We start from the raw sequence: 20677 nt of genomic DNA on the forward strand, positions 1-20677 counted from the left end.
TACCCATTGATCCGACCGCAGCCCAGGGGCCCGACATGAAAGACATCGCCGACATCTCCGCCACCATGACCGACCTGGGCAAACGCGCCCGTGCCGCCGCGGCCCAATTGGCCTTTGCCAGCGCCGAAGACAAGCGCGCCGCGTTGATCAGTGCCGCCGATGCGGTCTGGGCCCGGCGCGAGGAGATCATCGCCGCCAATGCGCGCGATCTGGAGTTTGGCCGCGACAAGGGGCTGAGCCCGGCGATGATGGACCGGCTGATGCTCGACGAAGCGCGCATTCAGGGCATCGTCGACGGGTTGCGCACAGTGGCCGAACAAGATGACCCGGTGGGCGAGGTTCTGGCGGAATGGGACATGCCCTCGGGCCTCCATATCCAGCGGGTGCGAACACCTTTGGGGGTGATCGGGGTGATCTATGAAAGCCGCCCCAACGTGACCGCCGATGCCGGGGCGCTGTGCCTGAAATCGGGGAATGCGGTGATCCTGCGCGGCGGGTCCGAAAGTTTTCACTCCTCGGGCGCGATCCATGCCTGTCTGGTCGAGGGGCTGCGCGCCGCGGGCCTGCCCGAGGATGCGATTCAGCTGGTGCCGACCCGCGATCGGGCGGCGGTATCCGAACTGCTGACCATGACCGATTATGTCGATGTGATCGTGCCGCGTGGCGGCAAGGGGCTGGTGGGCCTGGTACAGCGCGAGGCGCGGGTGCCGGTCTTTGCCCATCTCGAAGGCATCGTGCATATCTATATCGACAAAAACGCCGATCCCGAAAAGGCGCTGCGCGTGGTGATGAATGCCAAGACGCGCCGCACAGGGATTTGTGGCGCTGCCGAATGTCTGTTGATTCACAAGGAACTAGCGGACAATCTTGGTGCCGATCTGGTGCGCGCGCTGATCGAGGCCGGGGTCGAGGTGCGGGCCGAGGGCCTGCCCGGTTCGCTTGCCGCAACCGAGGCGGACTGGGGCAAGGAATACCTCGATATGATCATCGCGGCCAGGGTGGTCGATGATGTGGACGCCGCCATCGCCCATATCCGGCAGTATGGCTCGAACCACACCGATTGCGTGATCACCGAGGATGACGCGGTTGCCGCGCGCTTTTTCGAGCGGCTCGACAGCGCCATCCTGATGCACAACGCCTCGACCCAGTTCGCTGATGGTGGTGAGTTCGGCATGGGCGCCGAGATTGGCATCGCCACCGGCAAGATGCATGCGCGCGGCCCGGTTGGGTCGGCGCAGCTGACCAGTTTCAAATACCTGGTGCGCGGGAACGGAACGACCCGGGCCTGATCAGAACCGGATCACCAGCTGGCGGTCGCTGGTTTCCACCGTGACCCGCCGGCCGGCATCTTCGGCCAACGCGGGCAAGAGGGCGAATTGCACCTGCGCCGGTGTCACCTGTTTCAGGGCGGCGGGGTTGCTCAACCCCTCCCACAGGGCGGGATCGACCGACAGTTTCTCGGCCTCGGCGGTGACGATCCAGCGGTCGCCCTGCTGGTCCATCCGCACGCTGCCGCCAAAGGGCAGGGCGGTTTCGCAGCATTGCAGCGCCAGAAAGGCCATCCGCACCTCGGCTCGCGCGACCGGTTCCGTCGGTGCCCAATCGGCCTTGGCCCGGGCGCTGCGGTTCAGGTCGTCGAGCAGGCCCACCAGCTCGGCCCGGCCCAGCATCTTGTCGCTCGACGCGCCATAGGCGATGCGAAAGAAGCGGATGCGCGCACCGGCATTGCCGACGCTGTCGGCAATCAGCTCCATCTCGGGCCCCTCGACCGCGCCGGTCATGTCGAGCAGCTCCAGCCCGTTGGTAATGGCGCCGATCGGGCTGATCAGGTCGTGACAGATGCGAGAGCCGATCAGGCTGGCCAGGTTGACGCCGCTTTGGGCCATGGGATACCTCCGTTGTCAGACCCGCACATCCAGCAGACAGGGCCCGGATATGACCGATCTCAATGCCATTCTTGCACCGGGCATGTTCGTGCGCCACCCTGATTACCCCGACTGGGGAACCGGGCAGGTCCAGTCCAGCATCGCCGGCAAGATCACCGTGAATTTTCCCGATCAGGGCAAGGTGGTGATTGACGGCAAGCGCATCGCCCTGCTTGTGGTCTTTGATCCGTGATTTGCGTTACCGAAAGGTTAACACCAGCGCCCACCACCGCCTTTGTGTTGCAAACCCTGCGAAAGCCGCGCTATCTGCGCGCAACCACAATCCACCCGCCGGAGACCCATGCCAGACCACGGCCCCGCCTTCACCGTCAAGATCGCCGAGACCGAGGCCGAACTGCACGCGGCCCAGCGCCTGCGCTATGACGTGTTCGTGCGCGAACTGGGCGGCGGCGGGGCGCTGGTCGATCATCAGGCCGGGCTGGAGCGGGACCGGTTTGACCCGTTTTTCGACCATATGCTGTGCATCAACAACCGGTCAGGGCAGGTGGTGGGCGTCTATCGTCTGTTGCGGGACAGTCAGGCGCAATCAGCGGGGCAGTTCTATTCCGAGGATGAATATGACCTTGGCGTACTGAAACGCTCGGGTCGCCGGCTGCTGGAACTTGGCCGCTCCTGCGTGCATCCCGATTATCGTGGTGGCATGGCCATGTACCACCTGTGGAACGGGCTGGCCGACTATGTCGCGCAGCACGGGATCGAGGTTCTGTTCGGGGTCGCCAGTTTCCACGGCACCGATGTCGAGGCGCTGGCTCAGCCGCTGTCGATGCTGTATCACAACCACCTTGCACCCGAGGATCTGCGGGTGCGCACCCAGCCCGCCCATTATGTCGACATGAACCGGGTCGCGCCCGAGGCATTGGACCGGCGCCGCGCCATGCTCGAGGTGCCATCACTGATCAAGGCCTATCTGCGGCTGGGCGGGTTCGTGGGCGATGGCGCCTATGTCGACCATGCGTTCAACACCACCGATGTCTGCCTGATCCTGGATACCGCGCGGATGAACGAGCGCCAGCGGCGTATCTATGGCGGGGGCTAGGGATGGTTCCACTCTGGAACAGTGAGAATGACCCCGATCCGATCGAGATCGACTTGATCGGCTGGCTGCTGGTGCTGGTGCGCGGGGTGCCGCTGGCGCTGCTCGTCTTTGGTGGGCTGATCGTGTTGTTGCTGGTGCGGCTGGTCGAGCGGCCGCTGTGCGGCCTGCACCGGCCCGTCACGCCGCATATCACCCAATTTGTCTGCCGCAACGCGTTCCGTATCCTCGGCATCGGGTTCGAGAGCAGCGGAGAGCTGATGCGCGAGCAGGGCGCGGTGGTGGCCAACCATACCTCCTGGCTGGACATCTTTGCGCTGAACGCGCGCAAGCGGGTCTATTTCGTGTCCAAGGCCGAGGTGGCGAACTGGCCCGGCATCGGCTGGCTGGCGCGGGCCACCGGTACCGTGTTCATCGAACGCAATCCCAAGCAAGCGCGCGAACAGACCCGCATTTTCACCGAGCGGCTGGCGGTGGGGCACAAGCTGTTGTTCTTTCCCGAAGGCACCTCGACCGACGGGCTGAGGGTTCTGCCATTCAAGACTACGCTGTTTGCGGCGTTTTTCGCGCCCGAACTGCGGCCGATCATGTATGTGCAGCCGGTCTCGGTCGTGTTCCACGCCCCCAAAGGCCAGCCCGACCGATTCTATGGCTGGTGGGGCGACATGGAGTTCGGCCCGCATCTGCTCAAGACTTTGGCGGCGCGGCGGCAGGGCCGGGTCGAGCTGATCTATCACGCCCCGGCCCGGGTGAGCGATTTCGACAACCGCAAGGCGCTGGCCGCCCATTGCGAAAAGGCGGTGCGCCACGCGCACAGCCTGGCGCGGTTGACGCCCTGAGCGCTCAATCCGCCGGGAGCGCCCGCTGTTGAAGCTTTGGCGCCGGGGTCAGCGGCAGAACCGGGGCCGCTTTGGCCGGTGCTGGTGCTGGTGCGGTTGGCGCCTGCGGCGGCTCTGCTGCGGTCTTGCGGCGGATCACCAGCACGCCGGGCGCGTAGCGGCCCGGATCGCCCCAGAACACCGCCTTGTCGCCCTGGCGCACCGCGATTGCCGCGCCGTCAAAGGCGGCGATTGTGACCGCCCAGAGCTCGCAACTGAGAGAGCGGCCGCGATACGCGTCTTTTTCAGGGTATTTGCAGGGTTCGTCGTCATAGAACCCGTTCGAGCTGAGCAATCGACCAAGCTCGTAGACCCCGGTGGGCTGGCGGGTGCGGACAAAGTTCATGTGGCCAAACCGATCATAAAGTAACACGATCCGTTCTGTGGGCTTGATTTCCGCGCTGGCGGCCCGGTCAAAGGCGATGCGACCGCGCGGGCTGCCTAAACGGCTGTAATCGCGCGGCTCGATCACCCGGCGACCCAGTTGCAACAGGTCCGAGCAGGCAGTGAAGGTTTCCAGGAAGCGCTGCGGACTGCTGCTGTCCGCCAGGTTCACCATGTCCAGACCCTCGACATAAGAGTAGGTGGCCCGGCCCTTGAAATTCAGCCCGAACAGGAACGGCACCTGCCCATCATAGCTTTCGGCGTTGCGCCGGGCCATGTCGTTCAGACACAGGATCGCGTCCAGATTGCGGGCAAAGAACATCGACTGCATGTCGCGACCGTCGATCCGGCGATAGCCCACCACCCGCGTGTCACCCGCCACCCGGGCAAAGCCCATCGGCACCACTGCCACAACAGCGGGGTCGTCGCGCACCGCCAGCCAGGCCTCGGCCATGGTGGGCGACAGGATGCGGGCGCCGCCGGTGGCGGCATTCACCAGAACGCCGTTGGCTGCCCGGTTCCGGTAGGCGCGCTGAAACAGGTCCTCCATATCGAAGAACTCGTATTCGTATAGCGGCACCTCGCGGCCAAACCGCAGCGCATCGTATTCGAAACGCCCGGTCTCTGGCCCGTCAAAGGTGGCGCCCTGTTTGATCCAGACCTTGTCGAACCCGGCCAGGGAGTGCCAGCGCGCCTCTTGCGCAAGGGCGGGCAGGGTAAGGAGAGAGAGCAGGAGTACAAGCAAGCGGCGCATCAGCATGTCTTTCTCCCCTTTTTCGCGGTCACGATGATCTTCATGTCAAAGCCGCCATCGGGGACTTGCCCGTCCAGCGTCACTGGGTTGTTCGGATCCAGCGGCCCGGACCGCTTGATATTCGCCCGTACCGTGACAAAGCCGGAGGGCGCATTGTTTAACGCCGTTCGCACGATACAGGTTACATCGTCCTGAAAGCCGTTCACGTTGATGTTCTGGGTGAAGTTCCCGATGGTGATGGTCAGCACCGCCGCTTCCTGCCGGAAGATGTCGTAGAACCCGCCCTTGGTCTCGGGCCGGACATTGATATGAAACAGCTGATCGTCGGTGGCATAGAACTGGTCCGAGATCTTGAAGCTGGTGTCGTATAGAGCCAATCCGGTCTCGTTCACCGCCTGACGCCCCTCGGCATCCTGTATAGGTGTTTTCTGGTAGAAAAGGTTGAGCGTATAGACCGCGTCGACCTGTTCGGTCACCGGCGAGAGCCACGCCTTGAGCATGTTGGTCTCGCCATATTCGCGGTAGAGGTATTCCACATAATCGTCGCGGAAATCGCTGACCGAGAGCAGCACCTGCCGCTGAAAGAACTTGCGGAAGTCGGGATCGGCGAACAGCGCCTTGATCTCTTCGGCGTCGGGCGGGCTGGCCAGCTGTTCGATGACGGGGCCACCTTCGGCCTCGAGCCATTTCCTCAAGATGGCCGGATCATGGCCCGACAGCGCCCCGATCACGTTGTCGCGGTGCCATGCCCGATAGCCCTCGTCGGGGCGGCTGAGTTCGGTCATGATCTCGGCCGTCAGGCGCGGGCGCAACACGCCCTCCCAGATCACCACCACCACGATGGCGATCGGGGTGGCGACGATGGCGGCGACGATGCCGAAATCCTTGATCAGCGAGGACAGGTTGGACAGGGTTGCGCGCCAACCGGCGGGTTTGGGTTTCTCCGCAGCAGCTGCGGGCGCGGGCGGGGCCGCTTGTGCTGCGGGGGCCGGTATCCCGCCATCGACGGTGTCGTTTGGCATGCCAATTCACCTATATCTACAAAATCATGTCAAAACAGAAGCGGCCGCCGGATGCGGGGACCGGTATGATGCAATCTCTGGATGAGTATCACAAAATTCGCTATGTTTCCAGAAGAGGCATGGCGACGGGTTCGCGGATATGCTCAAAGCCCCTTGCGCCCCGGGTCCTGTCACTGTATACGCGCGCCATTCAAAACCCGCAGGCGGGGTTTTGGTCCGTTTGGGGGAGACATCCCCATCCGAACCGCCGGTTGGAGCATCCGCTTCTTCTCCCCCGCCAAGGCGCAAACCGGAAAAAGGAAATACCGCATGGCTCTTCCCGAGTTCTCCATGCGTCAGCTGCTGGAAGCTGGCGTTCACTTCGGCCACCAGACCCAACGTTGGAACCCGCGCATGTCGCCGTTCATCTACGGCGCCCGCAACGGTATCCACATCCTCGACCTGACCCAAACCGTTCCGATGCTGGACCAGGCGCTGAAAGCCGTGCGCGACACCGTCGCCAAGGGCGGTCGCGTTCTGTTCGTGGGCACCAAGCGTCAGGCCGCGGGCCCGATCGCCGAAGCCGCCGAGAAGTCGGCCCAGTACTACATGAACCACCGCTGGCTGGGCGGCACCCTGACCAACTGGAAGACCGTGTCGCAGTCGATTCAGCGCCTGCGCATGATCGACGAGAAGATGGAAGGCGGCGCCGAAGGCCTGACCAAGAAAGAGCGTCTGGGCATGGAACGCGACCAGGCCAAGCTGCAAGCTTCGCTGGGCGGGATCCGCGAAATGGGCGGCGTGCCGGACCTGCTGTTCGTCATCGACGTCAAGAAAGAAGCGCTGGCAATCGCCGAAGCCAACAAGCTGGGCATCCCGGTTGTGGCCGTGGTCGACACCAACTGCTCGCCCGATGGTGTGGATTACATCATCCCCGGCAACGATGACGCCGCACGCGCCATCGCGCTGTATTGCGACCTGGCCGCACGCGCCGCGCTGGATGGCATGTCGGCACAGCTGGGCGCCGCAGGCGTCGACCTGGGCGAGCTGGAAGAGGCCCCCGCCGAAGAGGCGCTGGCCGAAGAGGCAACCGCCGAGGCCTGATCGGCCCCGTCATCCGAATGACATATGGGGCAGGGTATGACCTGCCCCAAATCCGTTTTGAATTGAGGAGAGCCAAGATGGCAATCACAGCAGCACTCGTTAAGGAACTGCGCGACGCAACCGGCGCCGGCATGATGGACGCCAAGAAGGCGCTGACCGAAACCGATGGCGACATGGAAGCCGCCGTTGACTGGCTGCGCACCAAGGGTCTGGCGAAAGCCGCCAAGAAATCGGGCCGCACCGCCGCCGAAGGTCTGGTCGCCGTTGTCGTCGACGGTGGCAAGGGTGTCGCGGTCGAGGTGAACTCGGAAACCGACTTCGTTGCCAAGAACGGCGAATTCCAGGACATGGTCGGCAAGATCGCATCGGCCGCTCTGGCCGTTGACGATGTCGACGCGCTGCTGGCCGCCGATCTGGGTGGCAAGAACGTGGCCGACACCCTGACCGACAAGATCGCCACCATCGGCGAGAACATGTCGGTGCGCCGCCTGGCCAAGATCGAAGGTGAAACCGTTGTGACCTATGTGCACAACGCCGCCACCGCCGGCATGGGCAAGATCGGCGTTCTGGTCGCCATGAAAGGTGGCGACGAGGCACTGGGCAAGCAGGTCGCGATGCATATCGCAGCCGTGAACCCGGCCGCGCTGAGCGAAGCCGAGCTGGACCCGGCCGTGGTCGAGAAGGAAAAGCAGGTGCAGATGGATATCGCCCGCGAATCCGGCAAGCCCGAAGCGGTGATCGAAAAGATGATCGAAGGCCGGATGAAGAAATTCGTCGCCGAATCGACCCTGTTGAGCCAGCAGTTCGTGGTGAACCCCGACGTGACCGTCGGTGCCGCCGCTGCCGAGGCCGGAGCCGAGATCACGGGCTTTGTCCGTCTCGAAGTCGGCGAGGGCATCGTGGTCGAGAAAGAGGATTTCGCCGCCGAGGTGGCAAAGGCCGCACAGGGCTGATCCAGATCCCTATCGGCTTTGCCGATCCGAAAGCTTTCGACCGGCCGCATGTCTGACGTGCGGCCGGTTTTCGTTTGCCGGTCGATGAGCTGGCCCAGGATTCCAGATGTCGAAACGACATCAGGGCGATACCGGATTGCCGGTATCGCCCTGAGATTTGGGTGAGGGGCCCCGTAAGATGGGGATGGTGGGGCCCCTCATGTTCTCCGGCGCTGACGTCGATCAATAGACAGCCAACGCCGGACAGGTCAGAGAGCCTTGTAATCACAAGGGTCTTTTCCCGATGTTCCCAGGCCAAAGCCACCACTCACGGAACATCATCATAATGCGAAAATCTGGCCCTGTACGAAAGTCGGGGATTCCTTACCTTGTGGTCAACTTTCGAAATGCTCACCGTGCACACAAGGATTGCACCCTTTCAGAGAACGGGAGATTCACCTTCTGATTTTAGAATATCAAATGGTTGCGGGAGAGAATTGAAGTAAGGCGCTCTCAGGCTTCCATGATGAACATCTGATTGTGCAGTGCCGCTTTCAGAACCGCCTGTGCGGTGGTCTCCACCGACAGCGCCTCGCGCGCCAGGCGCAGGTGTTTTTCCACCGTCGCCGCGGTCAGCCCCATCAGGATGGCGATATCCTGGGTGGTCTTGCCGTCACCCACCCATTGCAATGCCTCGCGCTGGCGCCGGGTCAGTGACCGGTTCGGCGCCACATAGGGCAGGGTCATGATCTTGAGATGCGCCACGTTGTTCATCAGCAGGATATCCTGACCATGTTCCTGCCACAGGTCATCGACCTCGTCCTGGCTCATCCCCTCGCGGGCGCAAAGCGAGATTGCGCCCTTGGTCCGGGCCGAGACCGAGGTGAAGCTGATCGTATACCCGGCCGTCACGCCATGCTCGGCATTGAACGCATAGACGCGCCGTTCTTGCGGGGTCATTGTCTCGCTGTCCAGCATGTCCGAGATCATCCGCCAACTGCCGGCGCCCTCGTGTTCCAAAGCCCAATGCAGCATCGGTGCATGGAAATAGAGCCCGTCCTGAAGGAACCCGTTCACATAGGCTTCCTTGTGGTTGCTCAGGATCACGAAATCTTCGGGGTCGCCCAGCGAGGTCGCGGTGCGATAGTTGGTATAGCCGTAGAGCAGACGGTCAAACCCATATTCCGCCATCTGGCGGGTATGGCCGTCCCACAATTCTTCCAGCGTGCGGACGTAGCTGAGTTTTTCCAGATAGCTGCGCAACCTCATTGTGCATCCCCTGGCGACAGATGCGCCGCCAGCGCGTCGAGCGCCAGCAGATAACCCTGGGCGCCAAAGCCGCAGATCTGGCCCAGCGCGACCGGTGCGATATGCGACACATGGCGGAAGGCCTCGCGCGCGTGGATGTTGGACAGATGCACCTCGACCACCGGCAGTTCGACCGAGGAAATGGCGTCGCGCAGTGCGATCGAGGTATGGGTATAGGCGCCGGCATTGAGCACGATGCCGTGATGCAGACCCTTGGCGGCGTGGATCGCATCGACCAGCGCACCCTCGTGGTTCGATTGCAGGCAGGCAACCGACAGGCCCCTAGACTGGCCATGCGCGATACAAGCGCTGTTGACCATCTCCAGCGTTGTCGTGCCGTAAACCTCGGGTTGCCGGGTGCCCAGCAAATTGAGATTTGGGCCGTGCAAGACCAGAATACTGTTCATCACATTAAATCCCCATTCAGGAATCTCTTAGACAGGAATAGGACAAGCTGTCCAGCTTGCAGTCACCCAAACCAGTGACACGGAAGAATTTTCATCGGATCAGTTGGTCGCAGGCAACGTTTGCTCAAACTGGCTCAGTGTCAGCCATTCGGCAGCCAGGGCCGGGGTGTCGCTGCCTTCGATCTCGACCGTCAAGGCATACTTGCGCAGCAGTTCGGTGGCGCCCCGCGGACGTGCCTCAAGCAGGCGGAAATGCCCGCGCAGCCGTGCGCCGGCGGGCACCGGGGCCAGAAACCGCAGCTTGTCAAAGCCGTAATTGATCCCCATTACCTGGCCCGGCAGCGGCGCCAGTACGTCATAGACAAAGCGGCTGCCCAGCGAGAGGGTCAGGAACCCATGCGCGATGGTGCCGCCAAAGGGGGTTTCGGCAGCGGCGCGGGCGGGGTCCACATGGATCCACTGGTCATCCATCGTCACCTCGGCAAACCGGTCGATCATCGCCTGATCGACGGTGATCCAGTTCGAGGCGGGGATCTCTTGGCCGATGCTGGCCTGTTCCTGGCGCAGGGCCTGTTCAAGCGGGGTCATGGTGGCTGTCCTTTCCATCCTGGGTCATGCGCCGCTGAACCGCGGCCTGCGTTTCTCGGCAAAGGCGCGGGCGCCTTCGCGGTGATCGTCGCTGAGCAGGGTGCGGATCATGCGATCTGCCTCGATATCCAGCGCCTGGCGCAGGTCCACATCGCTGGCGCGGTCGATGTTTTCCTTCATGTAGCGCAGCGCCATCGGGGCAAAGCCGGCGATCTGGGCGGCCAGCGCCTGTGCTTCGCCCAGGACATCCGCATCCGCCACCACCCGGTTCACGAGGCCCAGTGCGAGTGCCTCTTCGGCCATGACACGGCGGTTGGTGAAATAGACCTCCTTGGCGCGGGCGGGGCCGATCAGCCGGGTCAGCAGCCAGCTGCCGCCGAAATCGCCCGACAGGCCGATACCGCCAAAGGCGGGCAGCAGATAGCCGCTCTGCCCGCTGATACGGAGGTCGCAGGCCAGCGCCAGAGACATGCCCGCCCCGGCGGCGGCACCGGGCAGGGCGGCGATGCTGGGCTTGCTCAGCCGAGCGAGGCGCAGTGCGATATCGTCCTGCGCCTGCCGCAGGCGGCGGGTCATCGCGTCGGCGTCGGGCTGCGCGCCACCGCCCAGGGCCGCGCCCATGCTGGTGATGTCGCCACCCGCGCAAAAGGCACCACCTGCGCCGGTCAGCACCAGCACGCGGGCGCGGGGATCGTCGTCCAGCAAGGCCAACATCCGGCCCAGCGCCTGTGGCAGGTCGCCCGACAGCGCGTTGCGCCGCTCGGGGTTGTTCAGCGTCAGGGTGGCCACGCCATCGGCAAGGCCGCACAGCAGCAACTCCGATCCGGTTTCGATCTCGTTTTGGGTCATTGCATCCTCTCCCCGGTCCGGGACAGGATGCGCGCAGTCCAGCGTGCGAGAATCCGATGACCCGGGAATACCGTCAAACCGTCTATGCGCCGCCCGCCGGGGCGGTCGATCTGTTGTTGATCCGTCATGGCGAAAGCCAGCCCGCCCGTCCGGGCGAGCCGTTTGCGCATGTGAATGGACAGGGTGACCCGGCGCTGCATCCCGAGGGCGAGGCGCAGGCCCGCGCGGTGGGCGCGCGGTTGAAGAACGAACCGCTGGCGGCGATCTATGTCACCACGCTGCGGCGCACCTACCAGACCGCCGCACCGCTGGTCGCGCATCTGGGGCTGGTGCCGTTGGTAGAGCCGGACCTGCGCGAGGTGTTTCTGGGCGACTGGGACCGGGGCGAATACCGCATCCGTGCCGCCAATGACGATCCGGCCTTCATCCGCGCCAAGGAGAGGCAGGAATGGGGTGAGATCCCGGGCGCCGAAACCACAGCCCAATTGCACGCGCGGGTGCGGGCGGGGCTGCTGCGCATCGCGGCGCGCCATCCCGACCAGCGGGTCGCGGCCTTTGTGCATGGCGGCGTCATCGGCGCCGCCATGGCGATGGCCTGCGGGGCCGAACCTTTTGCCTTTCACGGCGCGGCCAATGGCTCGATCAGCCGGCTGGTGATCCAGGGCGAGCGGATGGTGGTGCGGGGGTTCAACGATGTGGCGCATCTGTCCTAGACCCGGTCAGGGTGTAATCACCACTTTGCCCAGCACCTTGCGGTCCTGCATCATCTCAAGCGCTGCGCCAGCCTGATCCAGCGGGAAGCGCGCGCAGATCTGCGGCTTGATCCGGCCCTCGGCGTACAGGCGGAACAGGTCGGCCACGTTGGCGGCATGGCCCTTGGGGTCGCGAAACACCGAGGCGCCCCAGAAGACGCCGACGATCTGACAGCCCTTGAGCAGGGTCAGGTTCAGCGGGATGCTGGGGATGCCCGCCGGGAAGCCCACCACCAGGTAACGCCCCTTCCAGGCCATCGCGCGCAGGCAGGGTTCGGAATAGGCGCCGCCCACCGCGTCATAGACCACATCGACCCCGTCACCCCCGGCGAGTTTCTTGATCTCGGCCGACAGCGCCTTTTGCCCGTCGCGGTCCAGTTCGCGCGGATAGATCAGCGTCTCGTCGGCCCCGATCTGGCGGCAGAACTCGGCCTTTTCCTGCGATGAGACGGCGGCGATCACCCGCGCGCCGGCGGCCTTGCCCAGCTCGATCGCGGCGGCGCCAACGCCGCCCGCGGCGCCCAGGATCAGCAGCGTCTCGCCCGGTTGCAACGCTGCTCGGTCCTTGAGCGCGTGATGCGAGGTGCCATAGGTGAAGATGAAACAGGCGGCCTCGTCATAGGGCATGGCATCGGGGATTTTCACCGCGACATTGGCCTTGACCGTCAGATGGGTGGCAAAGCCGCCATGACCGGTGAGTGCCAGCACCCGGTCACCGGGCGCATAACCGCTGACACCTTCGCCCACAGCCAGAACCTCTCCCGCGATCTCGCCGCCGGGGGCAAAGGGGCGCGGCGGTTTCATCTGGTAGAGGTCACGGATTATCAGCGTGTCGGGAAAGTTCACCCCCGCCGCATGCACCCGTACCAGCAGCTCTCCCTTGCCGGGTGTAGGGTCCGGCATTTCGGTCAGCTCCAGCGTTTCGGGGCCGCCCACGGCGGTGCTCAGCATGGCTTTCATATCGGTCTTTCTCCCTGTTGCGGTTGCGTGCGTACCGCGATTTGACGTCAAGTCTTTGGCCCGCCCCCTTGGTTGTCAACCGGATATCGAAATGCAATTCTGCTCTGCAAAACAGATATCGGTATATGGGGAGGAGACATGGCCGAAGAGGATGGGGCGCTGGCCGCCTTCCGCGACGAGCTGCGCGCCTGGCTAGAGGCGAATTGCCCCGCAGACATGCGCGATGGCCGCAATGACGAGGCTAGCATCTGCTGGGGCGGAAAGAACTGGAACTTTACGTCAGAAGCACAGCGTACCTGGCTGCAACGTTGCGTCAGCAAAGGGTACACGGTGCCGACCTGGCCGGTCGAGTATGGTGGCGCCGGGCTGAACCGGGATCAGGAGAAGGTGTTCCACCAGGAAATGCGCCGCCTGAACGCGCGCTATCCGCTGCAAAGCTTTGGCATCTGGATGCTGGGACCGGCGCTTTTGCATTTCGGCACGCATGAGCAGAAGCTGCATTACCTGCCGCCCATCGCGCGCGGCGAAATCCGCTGGTGTCAGGGTTATTCCGAGCCGGGCGCAGGGTCCGACCTGGCAAATGTGCAAAGCCGGGCCGAGGACAAGGGCGATCACTGGCTGGTCAACGGGCAGAAGATCTGGACCTCTTACGCCGATCAGGCCGACTGGATCTTTGCGCTGCTGCGCACCGATCGCGAAGCGCCCAAGCACAAGGGCATTTCCTTCATCCTGCTCGACATGACCAGCCCGGGCGTGACCACGCGACCGATCAAGCTGATCTCGGGCGCGTCGCCGTTTTGCGAGACCTTCTTCGACAATGTCGAGGTGCCGCGCGAACAGGTGGTGGGCGAGATCAATCGCGGCTGGGACGTGGCCAAATACCTGCTGACGCATGAGCGCGAGATGATCTCTGCCGCTGGTGGCACCATGGGTTCGGGCCGCGCGCTTGGCGCCGTGCTGGCCGACAGCGGCAGCACCGACACGGTGCTGCGCGCCGATGCGATGCGGGCTGAGGTCGACGGGCTGGCCGTGGCGCTGACGTTGGAGCGTTACAAGGATCAGGCCGAGGCCGGTCAGGGCGCGGGCAATGCCTCGGCCATGCTGAAATACATGGGAACCGAGCTGAACAAGCGCAATCTGGAACTGGTGATGGCGGCGGGCGGGTCCGACGCGCTGGTCTGGGAGGACGGGCGCGCGCCCAACTGGCTGAGGACCAAGGCCAATTCGATCGAGGGCGGTACCTCCGAGGTGATGTTGTCGATCATTTCCAAACGTGTTCTTGGGCTTCCGGGGTAAGGCAGATGGCAAAACTGGTACGAAGCGAAGAAGAGGTCATGCTGACCGATGCCGCGCGCGGTTTCCTGGATCAGGCCGCCCCGGTGGCGCATCTGCGCGGGCTGCGGGACGCGGGGCAGACGCAGGACCGGGCGCTCTGGTCGGAAATGGCCGCGATGGGCTGGGCCGGGGTCTTGGTGCCTGAAGAGGCCGGGGGCAGCGACATGGGCCATGCCGCCGCCTGCGCGCTGGCCGGTGAGATGGGCAAGACCTTGGTTGCCTCGCCGTTTCTGTCCACGGCTGTGATCGCGGCGACGGCGCTGCGGCAGGTGTCGGATGCCCGCGCGGGCCAGGCGCTGGCCCGGATCGCCACTGGAGAGGTCACCTATGCGCTGGCCATCGACGAAGGCGCCAAGTTCGACCCCGAGGCGACGCAGATGCAGGCGCGGGCCGAGGGCAACGGGTTCCGCCTGAACGGCGAAAAACGGTTTGTTGTGGACGGGGCCAATGCCGACCGGCTGCTGGTGCTAGCGCGGACCGATGCAGGGCTGACCCTGTTCGATCTGCCCACCGCGCGCGACGGCATCACCCGCGAAGCACAGGCGATGATTGACAGCCGCGATGCGGCGCGGATCGAATTCACTGATGTGGCGGCAACGGGTGAGGATGTGCTGGGTCAGGTCGATGAGGCAATGACCGTACTGGCGCCCGCGCTGCGCGCCGGTCAGGCGGCGCTGGCCGCCGAGATGGCCGGACTCGCCGCCGGAGCGTTCGGGATGACGGTGGACTATCTCAAGGAACGCAAGCAGTTCGGCGTTCCGATTGGCGCGTTTCAGGCCCTGCAACACCGCGCCGCGCATCTGTGGTGTGAATGCGAGGTGACCGCCTCGGCCATCCTGAACGCGGGCCGGATGCTGGATGAGGACCCCGAGAATGCCACGCTGGCCGTGTCGCTGGCCAAGGCGCGCGCCACCGATACAGCACAGCGTGCGGTGCAGGAAGGCGTGCAGATGCACGGCGGGATCGGCATGACTGACGCATTCGACATGGGATTCTACATGAAACGCGCCCGGGTCGGGGCCGAATGGCTGGGCGATTACGGATATCACGCAAACATCGTTGCGCAAGCGCGCGGATTTTAAGGATTAATCATGACACCTGAGACATTGTTTTCGCTGCATGGCAAGACCGCGCTGGTCACTGGCGGCGCCACCGGCATCGGGCGCATGGCAGCCGAGGCGCTGGTACGCGCGGGCGCGCGCGTCCTGATCTCCTCGCGAAAGGGCGAGGCTTGCGAGGCAGTGGCCGCCGAGCTGAACGCGCTTGATGCCCCCGGTAGCGCCGAGGGGTTTGGCGGTGACGTCGGCAGCAAGGAGGGCATTGACGCGCTGGTGGACGAGGTAAAGAGCCGCACCGAAACCCTTGATATCCTGATGAACAATTCGGGTGTCACCTGGGGCGCGCCGATGGGTCAGTTCCCGCATGAGGCCTGGGAAAAGGTGATGTCGGTCAATGTGGCCGGTGTCTTCGATCTGACCCAGAAACTGTTGCCGATGCTGATGAAAAGCGGCTCGGTCGATGATCCGGCGCGGGTGGTCAACGTGGGCTCGGTCATGGGCGAAGTGCCGATGGGCGATGGCGCCTATAGCTATGCGGCGTCGAAGGCGGCGGTGATCCACCTGACCAAAATCATGGCCAAGGAACTGTCGCCCTATGCCGTCACCGTCAACGCGCTTGCGCCGGGGCCGTTCGTGTCGCGGATGACAGCGTTCGCAACCGCGGACGAGGAAAAGCGCGCCAAGGTCGGCAGCGACGTGCCGCTGCGCCGGGTGGGCCGGGACGAGGATATCGCCGGTTGCATGCTGTTCCTCTGCGGACGTGGCGGGTCTTATGTGACCGGTGCGGTGATCCCGGTTTCGGGCGGCATCAACGTGATGTCCGGCCGCAACATCTTTGAAAAGGCGATGTAAGGGGGCGGGGATGAACATTCGTTTCGACGGACGCGTGGCAGTCGTCACCGGCTCGGGCGCGGGCCTGGGCCGCGCCCATGCGCTGGGTCTGGCCGCGCGCGGCGCCAGAGTGGTGATCAACGATCTGGGGGCGGCGACCGACGGTACCGGTGCCTCATCCGACGCCGCACAGGCGGTGGTCGAGGAGATCCGCGCCATGGGTGGCGAGGCGATCGCGCACGGGGCCGATGTGGCGGACGAGGCGCAGGTGGCCGACATGGTCGCCCAGACCATGGCCCAATGGGGCCGCGTCGATATCGTGGTCAACAACGCGGGCATCCTGCGCGACAAGAGCTTTGCCAAGATGAACATGGCCGATTTCCGCAAGGTGATCGACGTGCATCTGATCGGCAGCGCCAATGTGGCCCATGCCTGCTGGCCCATCATGCGCGAACAGGGCTATGGCCGGGTGGTCTTCACCTCCTCGGCCTCGGGGCTTTACGGCAATTTCGGGCAGGCCAACTATGGCGCGGCCAAGGCCGCGATGATGGGCCTGATGAACGTGCTGCATATCGAGGGCGCGCGCGACAACATCCGCGTCAACTGTCTGGCGCCCACTGCCGCGACCCGCATGACCGAAGACCTGATCCCCGAACAGGCGCTGGCGCTGCTGGCGCCCGAAACGATCACGCCGGGCCTGCTCTATCTGGTGAGCGAGGATGCGCCCTCGCGCGTGATCCTCTGCGCCGGGGCGGGCTGTTACGCGCAGACCCGTATTTTCGAGACCGAGGGCATCCTGTTGGAAGGCGATGCCAACACGCCCGAGGAAATCGCCGCCCGTTTCGCGCAAGTGCAGGATGAGGAGGGCAAGCGAGAGCTTACCGATGCCTTCAGCCAGACACGCAAATTTGCCCGCAAGGCGGCGGATGCGCGTGGCATCGACCTGCCTTGGGGAGCATGAGAAAGTGAAAGACATGACCTGGACACGCGACGAAAGCCACCTGCCGCCCGCCCTGCGCGGCCTGCGCATCCCGCTGATCGGCTCGCCGCTTTTCATCATCTCGGTGCCCGATCTGGTGATTGCGCAATGCAAGGCGGGGATCGTGGGGTCGTTCCCGGCGCTCAATGCGCGCGAAGGCGAGGGCGAGCCGCCGCTGCTGCAGGCCTGGCTGAAACGCATCACCGAGGAACTGGACCGCCACAATCAGGACAACCCCGACCGCCCAGCGGCTCCCTTTGCGGTGAACCAGATCGTCCACCGCTCAAACGGGCGGCTGGAACGGGACCTGGAAATCTGTGCGCGCTGGAACGTGCCGATCTGGATCACCTCGCTGGGTGCCCGGGTCGAGGTGAACGAGGCCGCGCATAGCTGTGGCGGCGTGGTGCTGCATGACGTGATCAACAACACATTCGCCAAGAAGGCGATCGACAAGGGCGCCGACGGGCTGATCGCCGTGGCGGCGGGGGCCGGGGGGCACGCTGGCCAGCAATCGCCGCTGGCGCTGATCCGCGAAATCCGGTCGTGGTTCGAGGGGCCGCTGGCCCTGTCGGGCGCCATCGCCTGTGGCGAAAGCCTGCTGGCCGCCCGGGCGCTGGGGGCGGATTTCGGCTATATGGGCTCGCCCTTCATCGCCACGAACGAGGCCAACGCACAGCCCGAATACAAGCAGATGATCGTCGACAGCACCGCCGAGGATATCGTCTATTCCTCGCTCTTTACCGGCGTGCATGGCAATTACCTGAAGAAGTCGGTGGAACGCGCAGGGATGGATCCCGACAACCTGCCTTCGGCCGATGCCAGTTCGATGAACTTCAGCCAGGGGTCCTCCAAACCCAAGGCGTGGAAAGAGATCTGGGGCTCAGGGCAAGGCGTGGGCGACGTGCATCAGATCGAACCTGTGGCCGATCTGGTGGATCGGATCGACCGCGAATACCGTGCGGCGGGCGCGCGGCTGGCCGCCGAGTTCACCGGCTGAGCCATGGCGGAACTGATTGTTATCCGCCATGCGCAGGCCTCGTTCGGCTCGGACGACTATGACCGGCTGAGCGAGCTGGGTCATCGCCAGTCGGAACTGGTGGGGGCTGCGCTGCGCGATATGGGCTGGGTGCCCGACCGGCTGGTCACCGGCACGCTGGCGCGGCAGAAGGAAACCCTGTGCGGCATGGGGTTCACGGACGCGCCCGAGGAGCACGCGGGCTGGAACGAATATGATTTCCACGACCTGTTGCGGGTGAAATTCGGCGGTACCATCCCCGATCTGGTGCAGCATGACCGCAAGACGCATTTCCGCACCCTGCGCGATGTTTTGCGCGAATGGCAGGGCGGCGGGGTTGTGGGCGCGCGAGAGAGCTGGACCCAGTTCACCGCCCGGATTGAGGCAGCGCGCCAGCAGGCCACGCGCGAGGGTGCCGAACGGGTGCTGGTGATCAGCTCGGGCGGGGCCATCGGACAGTTGACCGCCGCCGCGCTGAGCGCGCCGCCCGAGCAGATGATCGCGCTGAACCTGCAGGTAAAGAACACCGCCATGTCGCGGTTCATCTTCACCCCGCGCGCCTTCTTTTTGCATGAATTCAACGCAACCCCGCATTTCGCCCAACCGGCCCATGCGGATAAGCTGAGCTATAGTTGAGGGACAGGATATGAGCGACACGACCCACAGCCTCGACCTGAGCTCCGTCGATGCCTATCTGCGCGACCACCTGCCGGGCTATGCCGGGCCGCTGGAGGCCCGCAAATTCGACGTTGGCCAGTCTAATCCGACTTTTCTGTTGAAGACCCCCGCGCGCAATTATGTGCTGCGACGCAAGCCACCCGGCTTGCTGCTCAAATCCGCCCATGCGGTGGATCGCGAATTCCGGGTGCAAAGCGCGCTGGCGGGCACGGATGTGCCGGTACCGCGCATGTATCTGCTGTGCGAGGATGACGCGGTGATCGGGTCGGCCTTTTACGTGATGGAGCATCTGGACGGGCGCAATTTCTACGAACCGACGATGGAGGGCGAAACCAACGCGACCCGCACCGCTGTCATCGACGAGATGAACCGGGTGCTGGCGGCGCTGCACTCGGTCGATATCGACGCGGTGGGCCTGTCCGATTATGGCCCGCCGGGCAACTATTTCGAACGCCAGCTTTCGCGCTGGACCAAGCAATACCTGGCCTCGGAAACCGAAACCATCGCCGACATGGACGCGCTGATCGAGGCGCTGGGACAGGAGATGCCCGAGGATGACGGTCAACGCACGCTGGTACATGGCGATTACCGGATCGACAACATGATGTTCGAAAAGGACGGTAGCCGCTGTCTGGGCGTGCTGGATTGGGAGCTGTCGACCATTGGCCACCCCTATGCGGATCTGGCCGCCGTGATCATGCAATGGCAGATGCCGCCGGGCAAGGAGGGGCGCGGGCTGGCCGGTGTCGACCGTGCCGCGCTGGGTTTGCCGACGGACGCCGAGTTCATCGCCGCTTATTGCGCGCGGCGTAGGATCGGCGGGATCGACCGGTTCGGGTTCTACCTTGCCTTCAATTTCTTCCGCATGGCGGCGATCATCCAGGGCGTCTATAAACGCGCGCTGGATGGCAATGCGTCAAACCCCGAACGCGCCCGGCGCTTGGGCCAGTATGTGGCGGTGTTCGCGCAAAACGGGTTGAGGGCGTTGCGCGGGTGAGCGGGCAGTGCGGTGATACGGACGGCCTGGCCGAGAGCAAAGACCGCAACTTCGTCGCCGCGCTGGCGCGGGGGCTGGATGTGTTGCGCAGTTTTCGCCCCGGCGAAGTGCTGCTGACCAATACCGACCTGTCCGAACGCACCGGCCTGCCCAAACCAACCGTCTCGCGCCTGACTTATACGCTGTGCCAGCTGGGCTACCTGGTGCAGGACCGTGAAACCAGCGCCTATCGGCTGGGCGCTGGCGTGCTGCAACTGGGCATGGGTGTGCTGGCGGGCATGGATATCTGCGACCGCGCGGCCGAAGTGCTGCGCGACCTGCGCGCGGGCGGCAACCCCTATATCACCGCCGCCCTGGGCGAGGTGCATCGGGCCGAGGTGATCTATGTCGCGGTGTCACGCTCGCGCGAGAATGTCTCGCTCAGCATGCATGTGGGCTCGCGCCTGCCGCTGTTCCGCTCGGCCATCGGGCGGGCGATCCTGGTGGGGATGGGGGCGGAGGAGCGCGAGGCGGCCATCGCCGCCGGAACCCGCGACCTGGGCTTCCCCGAGGCAGAGCTGCGCAGCCAGATCGAGCGCGCCGTCGAGGAATACGCCGCGCGCGGTTATTGCACCGGATATGGCGACTGGCGGGCGGATGTGAACGGCATCGCGGTGCCGGTGCTGTCGCTGGGTGGTGCCCGGCTGCACGGGCTGAACCTGGGCGGGCCCAGTTTCCATGTCACCCCAGAAGAGCTGGAGCGTGTTTATGCACCGCTGCTGATCGAAGCCGGGCGCAGCCTGGGCATGGTGCCATGAGGGGCTGGCGTGCTCTCTCGACAAGGGTCCGTATTCCTACGTACTTTCCTTGGCGCGGGGGCCGGGTGACACTCGGCCCAGCCGCGACAGC

The 20677-nt window shown here is 64.4% G+C and carries 23 protein-coding genes; 15 read left to right on the plus strand and 8 right to left on the minus strand.

Annotated features, from left to right (window positions below):
- Positions 1-35: 35 nt before the first annotated feature.
- Positions 36-1289, plus strand: coding sequence for a glutamate-5-semialdehyde dehydrogenase (locus AC2FNA_RS00315; RefSeq protein WP_496823536.1), 1254 nt, complete (start codon positions 36-38; stop codon positions 1287-1289).
- Here AC2FNA_RS00315 and AC2FNA_RS00320 read toward each other — a convergent pair whose 3' ends face one another.
- A complete protein-coding gene (locus tag AC2FNA_RS00320; protein ID WP_496823538.1) occupies positions 1290-1886 on the minus strand; it encodes a histidine phosphotransferase family protein in 597 nt (198 codons plus the stop codon).
- 49 nt (positions 1887-1935) lie between these two features.
- Here AC2FNA_RS00320 and AC2FNA_RS00325 point away from each other — a divergent pair, with 49 nt between their 5' ends.
- From AC2FNA_RS00325 to olsA, 3 genes are all read left to right on the plus strand, one after another.
- Positions 1936-2118 carry a DUF3553 domain-containing protein gene (locus AC2FNA_RS00325; RefSeq protein ID WP_496823539.1) on the plus strand — a complete coding sequence of 61 codons (183 nt, stop codon included), beginning with the start codon at positions 1936-1938 and terminating at the stop codon, positions 2116-2118.
- A 108-nt stretch (positions 2119-2226) separates the two neighbouring features.
- The gene (gene olsB, locus AC2FNA_RS00330) at positions 2227-2982 is read left to right on the plus strand and encodes an L-ornithine N(alpha)-acyltransferase (RefSeq protein WP_496823541.1); all 756 of its coding nucleotides are present in this window, start codon (positions 2227-2229) and stop codon (positions 2980-2982) included.
- 2 nt (positions 2983-2984) lie between these two features.
- Positions 2985-3818, plus strand: a complete 834-nt coding sequence (gene olsA, locus AC2FNA_RS00335; RefSeq protein ID WP_496823543.1) for a lyso-ornithine lipid O-acyltransferase — start codon at positions 2985-2987, stop codon at positions 3816-3818.
- A gap of 4 nt (positions 3819-3822) precedes the next feature.
- Here olsA and AC2FNA_RS00340 read toward each other — a convergent pair whose 3' ends face one another.
- Together AC2FNA_RS00340 and AC2FNA_RS00345 are read right to left on the minus strand one after the other, a co-directional pair.
- Positions 3823-5001 (minus strand): hypothetical protein, encoded by a 1179-nt coding sequence (locus AC2FNA_RS00340; protein ID WP_496823545.1) that lies wholly within the window; start codon positions 4999-5001, stop codon positions 3823-3825.
- Positions 4995-6017 (minus strand): hypothetical protein, encoded by a 1023-nt coding sequence (locus AC2FNA_RS00345; RefSeq protein ID WP_496823547.1) that lies wholly within the window; start codon positions 6015-6017, stop codon positions 4995-4997. The genes AC2FNA_RS00340 and AC2FNA_RS00345 overlap by 7 nt, the downstream gene beginning before the upstream one ends.
- Positions 6018-6326: 309 nt before the next feature.
- Between AC2FNA_RS00345 and rpsB the strand changes: the two genes are divergently transcribed.
- Together rpsB and tsf are read left to right on the plus strand one after the other, a co-directional pair.
- Positions 6327-7100 (plus strand): 30S ribosomal protein S2, encoded by a 774-nt coding sequence (rpsB, locus tag AC2FNA_RS00350; RefSeq protein ID WP_234136745.1) that lies wholly within the window; start codon positions 6327-6329, stop codon positions 7098-7100.
- Positions 7101-7177: 77 nt separating this feature from the next.
- Positions 7178-8053: a translation elongation factor Ts gene (gene tsf, locus AC2FNA_RS00355; RefSeq protein WP_234144218.1), complete on the plus strand. Its 876-nt coding sequence runs from the start codon at positions 7178-7180 to the stop codon at positions 8051-8053.
- A gap of 492 nt (positions 8054-8545) precedes the next feature.
- Here tsf and AC2FNA_RS00360 read toward each other — a convergent pair whose 3' ends face one another.
- The 4 genes from AC2FNA_RS00360 to AC2FNA_RS00375 all read right to left on the minus strand — a co-directional run bounded on the left by AC2FNA_RS00360 (position 8546) and on the right by AC2FNA_RS00375 (position 11184).
- Positions 8546-9301 carry a helix-turn-helix transcriptional regulator gene (locus AC2FNA_RS00360; RefSeq protein WP_496823549.1) on the minus strand — a complete coding sequence of 252 codons (756 nt, stop codon included), beginning with the start codon at positions 9299-9301 and terminating at the stop codon, positions 8546-8548.
- On the minus strand, positions 9298-9747 hold the full coding sequence (gene aroQ, locus AC2FNA_RS00365; protein WP_496823551.1) for a type II 3-dehydroquinate dehydratase: 450 nt from the start codon (positions 9745-9747) through the stop codon (positions 9298-9300). The genes AC2FNA_RS00360 and aroQ overlap by 4 nt, the downstream gene beginning before the upstream one ends.
- A gap of 99 nt (positions 9748-9846) precedes the next feature.
- Entirely contained in the window at positions 9847-10335 is a 489-nt protein-coding gene (locus AC2FNA_RS00370) for a MaoC family dehydratase (RefSeq protein ID WP_496823553.1), read from the minus strand.
- Between the two features lie 24 nt (positions 10336-10359).
- Positions 10360-11184, minus strand: a complete 825-nt coding sequence (locus AC2FNA_RS00375; protein WP_496823554.1) for an enoyl-CoA hydratase — start codon at positions 11182-11184, stop codon at positions 10360-10362.
- Between the two features lie 56 nt (positions 11185-11240).
- On the opposite strand from AC2FNA_RS00375, the gene AC2FNA_RS00380 reads away from it, so the two are divergent.
- On the plus strand, positions 11241-11897 hold the full coding sequence (locus tag AC2FNA_RS00380; RefSeq protein WP_496823555.1) for a histidine phosphatase family protein: 657 nt from the start codon (positions 11241-11243) through the stop codon (positions 11895-11897).
- Between the two features lie 6 nt (positions 11898-11903).
- Here the strand turns inward: AC2FNA_RS00380 and AC2FNA_RS00385 are convergent, their stop codons facing one another.
- Positions 11904-12896, minus strand: coding sequence for an NADPH:quinone oxidoreductase family protein (locus AC2FNA_RS00385; RefSeq protein WP_496823557.1), 993 nt, complete (start codon positions 12894-12896; stop codon positions 11904-11906).
- 138 nt (positions 12897-13034) lie between these two features.
- Here AC2FNA_RS00385 and AC2FNA_RS00390 point away from each other — a divergent pair, with 138 nt between their 5' ends.
- Genes AC2FNA_RS00390 through AC2FNA_RS00425 form a run of 8 tightly spaced genes read left to right on the plus strand, consistent with a single transcriptional unit; the run spans position 13035 to position 20586 of the window.
- The gene (locus tag AC2FNA_RS00390) at positions 13035-14192 is read left to right on the plus strand and encodes an acyl-CoA dehydrogenase family protein (RefSeq protein WP_496823559.1); all 1158 of its coding nucleotides are present in this window, start codon (positions 13035-13037) and stop codon (positions 14190-14192) included.
- Between the two features lie 5 nt (positions 14193-14197).
- Positions 14198-15313 (plus strand): acyl-CoA dehydrogenase family protein, encoded by a 1116-nt coding sequence (locus AC2FNA_RS00395; protein ID WP_496823561.1) that lies wholly within the window; start codon positions 14198-14200, stop codon positions 15311-15313.
- Positions 15314-15322: 9 nt separating this feature from the next.
- Positions 15323-16141: an SDR family NAD(P)-dependent oxidoreductase gene (locus AC2FNA_RS00400; RefSeq protein WP_496823563.1), complete on the plus strand. Its 819-nt coding sequence runs from the start codon at positions 15323-15325 to the stop codon at positions 16139-16141.
- 10 nt (positions 16142-16151) lie between these two features.
- Positions 16152-17081 carry an SDR family NAD(P)-dependent oxidoreductase gene (locus tag AC2FNA_RS00405; protein ID WP_496823564.1) on the plus strand — a complete coding sequence of 310 codons (930 nt, stop codon included), beginning with the start codon at positions 16152-16154 and terminating at the stop codon, positions 17079-17081.
- Between the two features lie 13 nt (positions 17082-17094).
- On the plus strand, positions 17095-18096 hold the full coding sequence (locus tag AC2FNA_RS00410) for an NAD(P)H-dependent flavin oxidoreductase (RefSeq protein ID WP_496823565.1): 1002 nt from the start codon (positions 17095-17097) through the stop codon (positions 18094-18096).
- 3 nt (positions 18097-18099) lie between these two features.
- Positions 18100-18750: a histidine phosphatase family protein gene (locus AC2FNA_RS00415; RefSeq protein ID WP_496823567.1), complete on the plus strand. Its 651-nt coding sequence runs from the start codon at positions 18100-18102 to the stop codon at positions 18748-18750.
- Between the two features lie 10 nt (positions 18751-18760).
- Entirely contained in the window at positions 18761-19789 is a 1029-nt protein-coding gene (locus AC2FNA_RS00420; RefSeq protein ID WP_496823568.1) for a phosphotransferase, read from the plus strand.
- Positions 19786-20586 carry an IclR family transcriptional regulator gene (locus AC2FNA_RS00425; protein WP_496823570.1) on the plus strand — a complete coding sequence of 267 codons (801 nt, stop codon included), beginning with the start codon at positions 19786-19788 and terminating at the stop codon, positions 20584-20586. Before AC2FNA_RS00420 ends, AC2FNA_RS00425 begins: the two co-directional genes overlap by 4 nt.
- Positions 20587-20677: the final 91 nt, after the last annotated feature.

The sequence above is a fragment of the Ruegeria sp. YKSD163 genome (assembly GCF_059612905.1).